Raw genomic sequence first — 12,589 nt, forward strand, 5'->3', positions numbered from 1 at the left:
GGGTGGGAAAGGGGGGTGGTCATCCGGCGGGCGCGCTCCCGTCCTGCCGGGTGCCGGCCGTGCGGTGGCCGGAAGGGGATCCGGGCGTGGGCCCGCTCGAGGGGGACAGCTCCGGGGGGAGCGCCTCGAGGTGAAGCGGCCGGACGGGCATCGGCTCCCTGGGGACGGACCCGCTGGGTGCGGGGTTCATGTGGGCCGGCCCCACGGCGGACGGATCCGTGTGGGCCGAGCCCACGGGGGTGGAGTCCAGAGGGGACGGGCCCCCGTGGGCGGAACCGGCGTGGGACGGACCGGTGTGGGCCGGGTCCGTGTGGGAGGACTCCATGGCGTCCCACTCCGTGTGCCCGGCCTCCATGTTCTGCTGGGCTTCCGCGAGGCTGATGCCGCGCTGGAAGGCCGCCATCAGACCGGGGTCGTGGCCCACGAGGCGGTCGGGGTCCTGGCGTGGTGTCGGGCCGTCGCGCAACTGGGGCGCGATGTGCTCCTGTGCGCGCCGACGGGGCAGTTGGGGCTTGCCCATGGTGCCGCGCACGGTGCCGTTGAGAGGGGTGGGCAGCGCGGTGACGTTCTCGGCGAGCACACGCCGGTCGTCGGCGCTGATGCCGGGTTGGGCCTCGGCCGGGGTCGGACGCTCCCGACGGGCACCGCGCAGAGGCAGGGGCGCGGGCCGGCCGGCCGGCGCGCTCCCGTCCGGGGCCGGTTCGGTCTCCGGTACGTGTCCCGTCGGGGCCCCGGGTGCCGCGGACGGCATCGACGCCCCGGGTCCGGAGGTGGGCCGCTGGTGGGGAGAGGCCCCGGATCCGGCCCCCTCGTCCGGGGGCCGCCCGGCGGACGGGGCGCCGGTGACGGCACTCGGCCCGGCTGGGCCACGCCCGGCCCGGCCTTCCCGGCCGGCCGATGGCCCCGCCACGGCAGGCGGCTGCGCACCCGCCGTTCCGCCCTCCGGCTGCCCCGCTCCCGCGGGCGTCCCAGCGCCGGACTCCGCCCCCGCCTCTGCTCCCAGCAGCGCCTGCGGTACGACGAGCACCGCCTGCACTCCGCCGTAGATGTTGGTCTGGAGCCGGACGGTGATGCCGTGCCGCCGGGCGAGCTGGGAGACGACGAAAAGGCCGATGCGGCCGTCCGCCAGGAGCCGGGCGACGTTCACCTGGTCGGGGTCGGCGAGCAGCGCGTTCATCCGCGTCTGCTCCTCCAGGGGCATGCCGAGTCCGCGGTCCTCGACTTCGACGGCGAGCCCGGAGGTGACGAGGTTGGCGCGCAGCAGGACATGGGTGTGCGGGGCGGAGAACACCGTGGCGTTCTCGACGAGTTCGGCCAGGAGGTGGATGACGTCGGCGACGGCGTGCCCCCGCAGCTGTCCGTCGATCGGCGGCACGAGCTTGACCCGGGAGTACTGCTCGACCTCGGCGATGGCCGACCGCAGCACCTCGGTCATGGAGACCGGGTTGCTCCACTGGCGGCGCGAGACGGCTCCGCCCAGCACGGCGAGGTTCTCGGCGTGACGGCGGATACGGGTGGCGAGGTGGTCGACGTGGAAGAGCCCCTTGAGCAGGTCGGGGTCCTCCATCTCGTTCTCCAGCTCGTCGAGGATGGAGATCTCGCGGTGCACCAGGGACTGCAGGCGCCGTGCGAGGTTGACGAACACCTCGAGCTTCTGTTCGCTCCCGGCCTGGCTGGAGAGCTGGGAGGCCTGCACGACGGCGGTGACGGCGCCGTCGTGTGCGCGGGACAGGTCGGCGGCGAGGAGGTCGAAGTCGTCGGCGTCCTCGGAAGGGCCGCCGGTCCGGCTCTGCGGTGCGGGCTGCGGCGGGCCGTCGCCGCGGCGCAACGTCTCGACCAGGGTGCGCAGATCGGCCTCGCGCCGGGCGGTGCCGCGGCGCAGCGCGCCGATGCGGTCGTGCACGGAGCGGGCGGCCCGGTCGGCCGCGACGGCGGCGACGACGATGCCGACGAGGGCCACGAAGACCGCGCCGCCGAGCACCGCCCAGAGGATGGGGCCCGGCCGGGTTCCGGTGGACCGGACGGTGAAGAGCACGGCGGCGCAGCCGCTGAGCGCGACGGCGACGGGGGGCAGGATCGCGAGCCGCAGCAGCTGAGGCCGTATGTGGGTCTCGGGCAGCGCGGGTGCGGTGCGGACGGCGGGCCGCCCGTGCCGCCCGCCCTCGCGGCGGTCTGCGTGCGCGGCGGGTGCGCGGAGGTGAGCCATCGGTGTCCTCGTACTGGTACGTCGGGCCTGGGTGCCGGGAGAGCTCGCGGGCGTGCGAGCGGGTTCGCGCGGCCGCTTGCGCGCGCCCCGGGACGCGCGCCCGGACTCCCCTCGCTTCCGCCCGCCCCCGGCGCCACCGGGGCCCGCGTGCCGGCCCGGGCCGCGGGCCCCGGTCGCCCGAGCGCCGGTTCCGGCACCCCCCGCGCCCCCGGTCGCGGCGTCGCCGGTCCAGGCATCGGTGTCTCCGGCCGCGCCCGGGCCGGCGTCGGTGGCGCGCGGGCAGCGGGGATCCCCGTCGTGCCGACTCCCTCGTCCGCCCTGCGCCCGCACGTGCCGGCCCCCCGCTTCCCGATCCGCCCTGTTTCCCGACGGCCACTGACAGTAGTCGTCAGCGCATCATGTGCGGTGGGCAGTTGACAAACTCATACGGTGAGCGTCCCGCTCTGGTATGAGGTCTCGTACGACAGACCGATAACACCCGTCCGCGTCCGAGCCTGAACAACAAGAGATCGATCCGACCTGGTCAGAAGCGGTCACGCAGAGACGGCGAGGGCCGGGGAGCTTCTCGCTCCCCGGCCCTCGCCGCCGGTCTGCCGTACGCCCGGGTCAGCCCGCCGCGAGCGTCTCGGGGTCCTCCGTGCCCTTGCCTGCACCACGAGAACCGTCACTCACCGTGTCGGCCTGGGCCATGGCTGCCCTGTCCGACGCGGTCTTGATCGTGGCGTCGGCGAGGGCTTCCGCGGCCGGGAAGCCACCCGCCGGGGCGAGCGCCACCCCACGCCACCACGGCTCGGACGGGACGTTCTCGGCGGCGGGCTCGAACGGCTCACCGGGGCGCGGCAGGGCGACCCCGGCGCCCACCGCGCGGGCGGCCGCGAGCGTCCCCTCGCCGGGCTCCGCCCACGGGTGCGTCGCCAGGTTGAAGGTGGCCCAGTGGATCGGCAGCATCGGGCCGTGCTCCGGGCCGCCCTGGAGGTCGAGGTGGGCGCGCATGCCCTCCTCGGGGGTCATGTGGATGTCGGGCCAGAAGTCGGAGTACGCACCGATCTGGATCATTGTCGCGTCGAACGGCCCGTGCGCGGCGCCGATCTCCTTGAAGCCGTCGAAGTAGCCGGTGTCGCCGCTGTGGTAGATCCGGTGCTCCTCGCCGGCGACGACCCAGGAGGCCCACAGGGTGTGCTGGGTGTTGCGCAGCCCCCGGCCGCAGAAGTGCCGGGCCGGGGTGGCGGTCAGGGTGAGGCCGCCGATCCCGGTGGACTCGTGCCAGTCCAGCTCGCGCAGCCTGCCGGTGGACACACCCCAGTGCTCCAGGTGCGCGCCGACGCCGAGGGGCACGGCGAACAGCGTGTCCGTGCCCGCGAGTGCCTTGATGGTGGGCATGTCCAGGTGGTCGTAGTGGTCGTGCGAGATGACCACGACGTCGACCGGCCCGAGGGCGGCGAGCGGCAGGGGCACGGGGTGCAGCCGCTTGGGGCCCGCGAAGGAGAAGGGCGAGCAGCGCTCGCCCCACACCGGGTCGAACAGGACGCGCCGGCCCTCCACCTCCGCGAGCACGCTGGAGTGTCCCATCCAGGTCAGCCGGAGCCCGGTGGCCGGGGGCCGGGCCATGTCGGCGAGAGTGGTGGGATGCACCGGGACGGTGCCCTTCGGGGCCCGGCGGGGCCGGGTGTCCTTGTCGAAGAAGACCTTCGCGAAGTCCAGGGTCGAGCCCGAAGGCCGGGTCCGCGTGGGGCCGCCGGGGTTCTGGAAGACCCCGTCCTTGAAGTGGGGCGATCTGCGGATGCGCGCCATGCGCTCACCGCTCGGGTCGGCGCCGAACGCTCCGGGCTGCAGCGCGCGGAGCCCGGAGTTCAGGGTGCGGAAACCGGCCACGGTACCTCCAGGTGGAGTCGGTCAGGCTTTCCATTATGGTCGGCCCCTCCGACAACACCGGATCACAGGGGTCCCACCGGAACCGAACCGGGGCGATACTGACCGCTGATTCAGTGACGTACGTCGCGAAGGAGCCCGATGGCCACCCCTCTGTTGTCCCTGACCTGGACCGATCACCTCACGGGACGGCAGGGCTTCCTGGTCGTCGACCGGCTGGTTCGCGGGGTGGCCAGCGGCGGTCTGCGGATGCGCTCCGGCTGCACGCTGGAGGAGGTCACAGGTCTCGCCCGCGGCATGACCGTCAAGGAGGCCCTGCACTACGACCCGGCGAGCCGCTACGTCCCGCTCGGCGGCGCCAAGGGCGGCATCGACTGCGACCCCCGCGATCCGGGCGCGTATCCGCTGCTGGTGCGGTACCTGCGCGCGATGCGGCCCTACATAGAGAGCTGCTGGACGACCGGCGAGGACCTGGGGCTCACCCAGGACGTGGTCGACCGTGCGGCGGCCGAGGCGGGGCTGGTCTCCTCGATCCAGGCCGTGTACCCCCTGCTCGACGACGAGGACGCGGCCCGGCGGCGGCTGCGGGACGCGTTCGCGGTGGAGGTCGACGGCATCGGTCTGGACGAGCTGGCCGGCGGCTGCGGTGTCGCCGAGGCGACCCTGGCCGCCCTGGACCGGGCCGGCGTGCCGTCCGCCGGGACCAGGGTCGCCCTCCAGGGATTCGGCACCATGGGCGGGGCCACCGCGCGCTTCCTCGCACGCGGGGGGCTCACGGTCGTGGCCGTCGCCGACCTCGAGGGCACGATCGCCAACCCGGCGGGCCTGGACGTCGAGGCGCTGCTCGCGGCCCGGGACGCCCACGGCACGGTGGACCGTTCCGCGCTGCGTCCCGGCGACCGCGAACTGCCGGGCGACGCCTGGCTGGCGGCCGACGCGGAGGTACTGGTGCCGGCCGCCGTGTCGTACGCGATCGGCCCCGGGAACCAGGAGCGGATCACCGCCCGCTGGGTGGTGGAGGCGGCCAACATGCCCGTGTGTCCGGAGGCGGAGCTGCTGCTGACCGCGCGCGGGGTGACCGTGCTGCCGGACGTCGTGGTGAACTCGGGCACGAACGCCTGGTGGTGGTGGACGCTGTTCGGGGACATCGGCGCCGATCCCGAGGAGGCGTTCGCGTACCTCCGCCGCTCGATGCGGGCCCTGGTCGAGCGGATGCTGGCCCGGGCCCAGGCCGACGGGACCACTCCGCGGTCCGCCGCACACGCGATCGCGGCGGACCGACTGCCGCTGATCGCCGAGCGGTTCGGCTGGTTCCGGCAGGCTCCCGCCGGCTCCCCGACGGCCGTCGTCGCGAGCCCCGCCGAGCAGGCCGAAAACGCCCCGTCGAGGGGCCGCCCCGCCGTGGGTAGGGTGACGGTGTGACGAGAGTCCGGTTGAGTGTGGCTCAGCGGCGCGGGGATCTGTTGCGGGCCGCCATCGAGCAGATCGAGGCGAGGGGTGTGGCGGCGGTCAGGATCGCCGACGTGGCCTCGGCGCTCGGTGTGAGCAACGCGCTGGTCCTCTACCACTTCTCCTCGAAGGAGCAGCTGGTCGCCGCCGCGTTCCGGCACGCGGCGGAGGGCGACCTGGCGCATCTGCGCAAGCTGCTCGGCCGCCGGTCGCCCGCGCTGCGCCGGCTGCGGTCGGCCGTACGGTGGTACGCCCCGACCGGGCAGGCCAAGGGCTGGCGGCTGTGGATCGAGGGCTGGGCGGCGGCGCTGCGCGACCCGGCGTTGCGGGAGGTCGCCCAGGACCTCGACCGGCAGTGGAAGGCGGCCCTCGCCGAGGTCATCGCGGAGGGCGTGGCCGCGGGCGAGTTCCGCTGCCCCGACCCGGCCGGCACGGCCCTGCGTCTGACCGCCCTCCTCGACGGTCTCGCCGTCCAGCTGACGTCCTACGCCGGCGCGGTGCCGCGTGCGCGGGCCCAGGAATGGGTCGAGGAGGCCCTGACCCGCGAACTGGACCTCACGGCAGAGCGGCTGACGCCTTAGCCGGTGTCCTTCGGATCACGATGGGGCCACGGGGCGCACCGGCCCGTTCCGGCACCGTCCCTCCGAGCCGCGCCGGGCCGATCCAAAGGGCCCGCGCTGAGCCTCGACTCCTGTGCGTGCGGCCCGCGTCGGTGCACCCGGCCGGCGCGGCCCGCACGTGCAGAAGTCTCGCTCACGCCACCGAGGCGATCCGCATCCTGATGTCGTCCGGCGACAGCGCCCCCTTGGCCGTCACATGGTCGCCCGAGGACTCCCCGCGCAGCCGGCGCCCGATCCACGGCACGAGGAACTCGCGTGCCCAGGCGACGTTGTCACGCCGCACGTCGAGAGCGCCGCGCGGGGGCAGCGGCGGCCACACCTGCTCGGGGTCGGCCGGCACCTCGAGGCCGAGCACCTGGCCCGCGCGCAGCGCCACGCGTGTGTGCCCTTCGGGCGACAGGTGCAGCCGGTCGGCGTCCCAGGCCCGGCGGTCCTGCACACTGCGCAGGGACCACAGGTCGAGCACCGGGCAGCCGTACCGGTCGGCGATGGCCCGGACGTGTCCGTTGTACGTGGCGATCTTGCCGCGCAGATGCTTGAGCACGGGCACGCCACGGGTGTCGAACCCGGTCGTCACCATCACCGTGCCGGACACCGCGGTGAGTTGGGCCAGCGCCCGCTCGAAGCGCTCGGCCACCTCGTCCGGGTCGGTGCCGGGGCGGATGATGTCGTTGCCCCCGGCGCAGAACGAGACGAGGTCCGGGGCCATGCCGACGGCCCGCGGAACCTGGTCCGCCACGATCTGGTCGAGGAGCTTTCCGCGTACGGCGAGGTTGGTGTATCGGAAGTCGCCCTCGGGCCTGCGGTCGGCGAGCAGGACGGCGAACCGGTCGGCCCACCCGACGAACGACCCGTCGGGGCCGGGGTCGCCGACGCCCTCGGTGAAGCTGTCCCCCACCGCCACGTACGACCCGATCACTGCTTTGCTGTCACTCTTCGAATCGTCTGCCACAGCAGCCCATGATTCACCTTCGAATGTGACTTACGCGACCGTAGGAAAGGGTTGACGGGCGGTGAGATAAGCCACTCCTAAAGTGTTCGCCAACTCCGGAATACCCCGCTTGTCAGGGATGTTTCGGGGGGAGCCGCCGAACCCGGAATGCACTGATCCGGAAATGGCTCCGGAGAGAAGTTGCCGAGGCCCGAGACCGCACACACCGAAGGCCGGACCCGGGGGGTCGGGGTCCGGCCTTCGGTCGCGTGTCAGGCGGGTGGTCGTGCGGTGGGTCAGCCGACGGAGACGCCGTGCGAGCGCAGGAAGGCGACCGGGTCCACGTCCGAGCCGTAGTCCGGCGTGGTGCGGATCTCGAAGTGCAGGTGCGGTCCGGTCACGTTGCCGGTCGCGCCCGACAGGCCGACCTGCTGTCCGGCGGTCACGGTCTGGCCGGCCGAGACGGAGAGCTGGGACAGGTGGGCGTACTGGGCGTAGTAGCCGTCGGCGAGCTTGATGACGACCTGGTTGCCGTACGCGCCGCCCCAGCCGGCGGACACGACCGTGCCCGCGCCGACGGCCTTGAGGGAGGTGCCGGTCGGGACGACGAAGTCGACACCGGTGTGGTAGCCGCTGGACCACATGCTGCCGGACATGTGGTACGGGGTGCCGATGGTGGCGCCGGCGACCGGGAGGGTGAAGCCGCTGGAGTTGTTCTCGGCGGCCGCCGGCTTGGCGGCGGTCTCCGCCTTCGGGGCCGCATCGGCGGCGGACGGCTTCGGGGCCGATGCCTTCGGCGCGGAGGGGGCCGAGGCCTTGGGAGCGCTCGCCGCCTTCTTGCCGATCGACAGCTTCAGGCCCGGGTGGATCAGCGACGGGTCGGAGCCGACGGCGTCGCGGTTGTCCGCGTAGAGCTTCTTCCAGCCACCGCTGACATGCTGCTCCTCGGCGATCTTCGCGAGGTAGTCGCCGGCCTTCACGGTGTACGTGCGGGAACTGTTGGCCTTTTCCGCGGCCTTTTCCCCGGCGGCGGGAGCGGACTGGACGGCCTTTTCCGGGGCCGACTGCGGGGTGGCGGCGTGAGCGCCGGCGGCCCCCATGAGCGGCAGGGCCAGGGCGGCGCCGCCGGTTCCGGCGACGGCGATGGAGCGGGTGAAACGCTGGGTCTTGGGGCGGCGGTGCTTACCCTTCGCGGGCATGGCGAATTCCTCTCCGTCGCCTGCGAGGTGAGCTGTCGGGTGCGGGCTGGAGATGCCCGGCCGCGCCGGTGCGCGGCTGAACCCCAAGCCGTTCCGGGAACCGGAACAGGCGTCTTACCTGTGGGTCCCCCGCTCCTGCCGTGCTTCGGGTCAGTGTGTGCGGGCTCCGGGCGGCGGCAGGATTAGGCGTCCGTCCGGATTGGTGTGGAACGTAAGCGACCACGACGCAATAGGACAAGCTTGCGGTTGCCCGTGACGGTGTTTTTCTTGACGCGTCGCCACATGTTCCGTCACCGAGCGTGGATTACCGATCTCCCGCTTCGTGCAATGGCCCTGAATTTTGCGGGAATTACGTGAACATGGCGACAGCGGATCGTCACGAATATGACGATGGTCACGCGCCCCGACCTCATCTCCTTTACGATCGGGGCACGTTATCCCTAATCGACTAAAGCTCCCCATTCGGACAGAATGACTACTTCCGCTTAAGACGGACGATCGCGGCGTCCAGATCCCCCCGCAAGCCGACCCGCAGCCCGTGATGAAGCAGTACGGCCCCTCGGTGAACTTCGCCCGTTTCGAGACATTCATACGAATGTGCCGGGTCAAGGCCGCGCAGCCGGAGCGCCGGAACGGGCTCGCCGTAACGCTGCGCCTGGAGCCAGGCGAAGACGACGGTCTCCTCGCCGAGGACGTACTGCACGGCGCTCAGCCCGCCCTCCGGCGGCCGCAGCCGGTACTGGTCGCCCCGCTGCACCGCGGGCCGGATCTCCTTGTAGAGCCTCACCCACTCCGCCGCCTCCGCGAGCTCCTCAGGCGTCCACTTCGTGAGGTCACCCCCGACCCCGAGCACCCCGGCCATGGCGCTGACGAACCGGAACCGCAGCGAGCTGGCCCGGTGGTTGAGCATGGCGTTCGGACTGTCGGTGACCCAGGCGGCCATGACCCGGGCCGGATGGATCTGGCTGAAGCCGTGCTGAATGGCGAGCCGGTCGAGGGGGTCGGTGTTGTCGGAGGTCCACACCTGGTCCGTGCGGCTCAGCACACCGAGGTCGATCCGTCCGCCGCCGCCCGAGCAGGACTCGAAGGCCACCCCCGGATGGGCGGCCCGCAGGCGGTCCAGCAGGGTGTACAGGCCGTGCACGTGGTCGACCCAGAGCCGCTGCGGGTAGGTGTCGTCCGGCCAGCCGGCATCGGTGAAGCAGCGGTTGAAGTCCCACTTCACGTAGTCGATCGGCGCACCGGAGAGGAGTCCGTCGAGCTGCTCCCACAGATACTGCCGGACGTCCTCGCGGGCGAGGTTGAGCACGAGCTGGTTGCGGAACTCCGTCCGCTCGCGCCCCGGTTGGTACTGCACCCAGTCGGGGTGCGCGCGGTACAGGTCGCTGTCCGGGTTGACCATCTCGGGCTCGACCCAGATCCCGAACTGCATGCCGAGGCCGTGCACATGGTCGGCGAGCGGCTTCAGGCCGCCCGGGAAGCGGTCGGGGTTCGGGGTCCAGTCGCCGAGACCGGCGCGGTCGCTGGTGCGTGCCCCGAACCAGCCGTCGTCGACCACGAACAGCTCGACGCCCATGGCGGCGGCCCGCCCGGCGAGCTCCCGCTGCTGCTCCTCGGAGATGTCGAACTCGGTGGCCTCCCAGGAGTTGAACAGCACGGGCCGGTCCCGGTCGGCGTCCGGGATCACATACGCCCGCTGGTAGGCGTGCCAGGCGCGGCTCGCCCCGCCGAAGCCGCCGTCGCTGAAGAGCCCGGCGAAGACGGGGGTCGTGTACGACTCCCCCGGGCCGAGCGTCAGCAGGCCGGAGTCGTCGTGGCCGGCGCCTCCGGTGATCTGCACGCGCGCGTCCGGGAGCTGTGCCACGGCGATGCGCCAGGACCCGGACCAGCCCAGGGCGCAGCTGTAGACCTCGCCGCGTTCCTCGGTGGCGTCGGTGTCGAGGGCGACCCAGGGCAGGTGCTGGTGGGAGGTGTGGCCGCGACGGCTGCCGATGACCTTCTCACCGTGGGTGAGGCCGGAGCGGGTCAGCCGGGACTCGGCGCCCCAGCGGCCGTGCAGCTGGGACAGACGCCAGCTGTCGCGGTCGGGCAGTGTCCAGGTGGCGGAGTCGGCGCGCAGCAGCTCGACGGCCGGCCCGTGGTTGTGCAGGGTCACCCGGCGTTCGACGACATCCGCCGAGGGGCGCATCCGGTAGTGCAGGGTCACGGCCAGGTCGCCGTCGCGGAACCGGAGCCGCAGCTCGCCGTCCTCGGCGTCATGCCCTTCGTAGGTCCACTCGGTGCCGCGCCGCTCGGCCGTCCGTACGGACAGGGCGGGGCGCACGAAGCGGGGGCCGCCTTCGACCGGGTACTCCTCGCGTCCGTCGAGCGGGGACTCGAAGGGCCAGTAGTCCGGCAGCGGCCGGACGGCCAGGGCCTCGGCGTCGGCCAGGCCGATCCGGGGGCCCCAGTGCAGGTGCAGCAGCTCGTCCCGGTCGGTGACATGGACGGCATAACTGCTGGCCTGCCCCGAGAGCACCCATGTACGACCGTCTTCGGAGATCTCCAGCATCATGCCCTCACATATTCGAACAAGCCCGATCAGGTGCGACCAGGCGGCAACATCATGGGTGGCCACGGGGCTTCCGGGCAACGCCTGTGGACAACTCATTGCCCCAGGCAGGCATGTCGTATCGTCGAGAGACGCCCGTCGCCGAGCCGCGCCGACGGCGCCGAAGGGGAGGAGCCCTCGTGACACAGCAGGTCCCGTCGACCGAGCCCGAGCTGGCCGGAGTGCGCAACTTCCGTGACGTGGGCGGGCTTCCGACCGTGGACGGGCGGCGGGTACGCCAGGGCGTGCTGTTCCGCAGTGGCCACCTCGCCCACGCGACCGGGGAGGACGCCGCCTTCCTGGCCGGTCTGGGCCTGCACACGATCTTCGACTTCCGCAACGCGGCCGACCAGAAGCTCGAGGGTCCGGACGTCGAGCTGCCCGGCGTGCGCAATGTGAACCTGCCGCTGAGCGACCCCGCCGACGGCGCCGAGTTCTGGAAGATGGTCCGCGACGGCGACCTCGACCAGCTGCGCGAGATCCTCTCGGACGGCAAGGGCGCGGGCCGCATGATCGCCTCGTACCGCACGATCATCAAGCACCGCACCGACGAGCACTCCCGGGTGCTGCACGCGCTCGCCGAGGACAGTGTCCCCGCGCTGATGCACTGCGCGGCGGGCAAGGACCGCGCGGGGCTGTCCGTCGCGGTGACGCTGCTCGCCGTGGGCGTCGAGCGCGAGGCGATCGTCGAGGACTACCTGAAGTCGAACGCCAAGCACCGCCGCTACAAGGTGCACCGCTCCAGCTCCGCCGCTTCGGCCTACTCCCCCGAGGTCATGGAGCTGCTCAGCCCCCTCTTCGACGCGCGCGCCGAGTACCTGACCGCGGCCTTCGACACCATCGAGGAGACGTGGGGCGGCGTCGACACCTACCTGGAGAAGGGGCTGGGGCTCACCGCGGAGACCCGGGAGCGGCTGCGCGAACGGCTCCTCGACTGAGGCGCGCGGGCGGGGGCTATCTGGCCCCGACCTCGAACAGCAGGTAGACGAAGGCGGCGAAGATGTGACCGGCGATGAGGTAGACGAACAGCCTCACCCACAGGGCCCGGGGGAACTTCTCCTCCATGTTGCTCATGACACGTCTCCGGGGGTGGGGCCCAGGCACAGGGCGGCCGTGGGGCTCTGCAGCAGGGTGTGGACGAAGAGCAGGTCGACGCCGTCGTGGTCCTCGGCGGCGATCCGGTGCGGGGTGAGCGAGTCGAAGTGGGCGCTGTCGCCGGCCGCCAGCCGGTGCGTGGTGTCCCCGAGGCGCAGCCGGAGCCGGCCGCGCAGCACGTGGAGCCATTCCTCGCCGGGGTGGACGCGCACGATGTCGCCCTGCGAGCCGTGGGGGACGTGGACGCGCAGGGCCTGCATCCCGCGGCCGGGGGCACCGGCCTGCCGGTAGGTCCAGCCGCCCGCGGCGGTGGGTTCCATGTCGGCCGCGCGGATGACGGCGTCCCGGTCGGCGACCGTCTCACCGAGCAGCTCGGAGACGGTCGTACCGTAGATGCGGGCGAGTGCGAGCAGCATCGGCAGCGACGGTTGGCGCTGTCCGGTCTCCAGCCGGGAGAGGTGGGCGGGTGACAGCCCGGCGGCACGGGCCGCGGCCTCCAGCGTCAAGGAGGCCTGGCGCCGCAAGGCCCGTAGTTGCGGCGCCACCACGGCGGGCAGCGCGCCGGAGGCCTGGCCGGCCGGCGAGTCGGCCCCTCGGGGCCGCTCGGTCTCGGAGGAGCTCATGCCTCCA

10 protein-coding genes and 1 riboswitch are annotated in these 12,589 nt (G+C 72.8%); of the genes, 3 read left to right on the forward strand and 7 right to left on the reverse strand.

Going from position 1 to position 12,589, the window contains the following annotated elements; translation table 11 throughout:
* Positions 1 to 19 precede the first annotated feature (19 nt).
* Together ADK65_RS33310 and ADK65_RS33315 are read right to left on the reverse strand one after the other, a co-directional pair.
* Complete coding sequence (locus ADK65_RS33310) at positions 20 to 2,206, reverse strand: ATP-binding protein (RefSeq protein WP_063788077.1); 2,187 nt, start codon at positions 2,204 to 2,206, stop codon at positions 20 to 22.
* Positions 2,207 to 2,812: 606 nt separating this feature from the next.
* Complete coding sequence (locus ADK65_RS33315) at positions 2,813 to 4,078, reverse strand: MBL fold metallo-hydrolase (RefSeq protein ID WP_053674797.1); 1,266 nt, start codon at positions 4,076 to 4,078, stop codon at positions 2,813 to 2,815.
* Positions 4,079 to 4,216: 138 nt separating this feature from the next.
* Here ADK65_RS33315 and ADK65_RS33320 point away from each other — a divergent pair, with 138 nt between their 5' ends.
* Together ADK65_RS33320 and ADK65_RS33325 are read left to right on the forward strand one after the other, a co-directional pair.
* Positions 4,217 to 5,497 carry a glutamate dehydrogenase gene (locus ADK65_RS33320; RefSeq protein WP_078956274.1) on the forward strand — a complete coding sequence of 427 codons (1,281 nt, stop codon included), beginning with the start codon at positions 4,217 to 4,219 and terminating at the stop codon, positions 5,495 to 5,497.
* Positions 5,494 to 6,105: a TetR/AcrR family transcriptional regulator gene (locus tag ADK65_RS33325; protein ID WP_078956275.1), complete on the forward strand. Its 612-nt coding sequence runs from the start codon at positions 5,494 to 5,496 to the stop codon at positions 6,103 to 6,105. The genes ADK65_RS33320 and ADK65_RS33325 overlap by 4 nt, the downstream gene beginning before the upstream one ends.
* Before the next feature lie 172 nt (positions 6,106 to 6,277).
* Here the strand turns inward: ADK65_RS33325 and ADK65_RS33330 are convergent, their stop codons facing one another.
* The 3 genes from ADK65_RS33330 to ADK65_RS33340 form a co-directional block, all read right to left on the reverse strand.
* On the reverse strand, positions 6,278 to 7,063 hold the full coding sequence (locus ADK65_RS33330) for an SGNH/GDSL hydrolase family protein (protein ID WP_053674801.1): 786 nt from the start codon (positions 7,061 to 7,063) through the stop codon (positions 6,278 to 6,280).
* A gap of 308 nt (positions 7,064 to 7,371) precedes the next feature.
* Positions 7,372 to 8,274, reverse strand: a complete 903-nt coding sequence (locus ADK65_RS33335) for a M23 family metallopeptidase (protein ID WP_053674803.1) — start codon at positions 8,272 to 8,274, stop codon at positions 7,372 to 7,374.
* Between the two features lie 4 nt (positions 8,275 to 8,278).
* A riboswitch (cyclic di-AMP (ydaO/yuaA leader) is annotated at positions 8,279 to 8,435 on the reverse strand.
* Between the two features lie 314 nt (positions 8,436 to 8,749).
* Entirely contained in the window at positions 8,750 to 10,825 is a 2,076-nt protein-coding gene (locus ADK65_RS33340) for an alpha-galactosidase (protein ID WP_053675179.1), read from the reverse strand.
* A 179-nt stretch (positions 10,826 to 11,004) separates the two neighbouring features.
* On the opposite strand from ADK65_RS33340, the gene ADK65_RS33345 reads away from it, so the two are divergent.
* Positions 11,005 to 11,802 (forward strand): tyrosine-protein phosphatase, encoded by a 798-nt coding sequence (locus ADK65_RS33345; RefSeq protein ID WP_053674804.1) that lies wholly within the window; start codon positions 11,005 to 11,007, stop codon positions 11,800 to 11,802.
* 16 nt (positions 11,803 to 11,818) lie between these two features.
* Here the strand turns inward: ADK65_RS33345 and ADK65_RS33350 are convergent, their stop codons facing one another.
* Complete coding sequence (locus ADK65_RS33350; protein ID WP_053674807.1) at positions 11,819 to 11,938, reverse strand: DUF6126 family protein; 120 nt, start codon at positions 11,936 to 11,938, stop codon at positions 11,819 to 11,821.
* Entirely contained in the window at positions 11,935 to 12,582 is a 648-nt protein-coding gene (locus ADK65_RS33355; RefSeq protein ID WP_053674809.1) for a helix-turn-helix domain-containing protein, read from the reverse strand. Before ADK65_RS33355 ends, ADK65_RS33350 begins: the two co-directional genes overlap by 4 nt.
* Positions 12,583 to 12,589: the final 7 nt, after the last annotated feature.

The sequence above is a fragment of the Streptomyces sp. NRRL B-1140 genome, assembly GCF_001280065.1.
GTDB lineage: Bacteria > Actinomycetota > Actinomycetes > Streptomycetales > Streptomycetaceae > Streptomyces.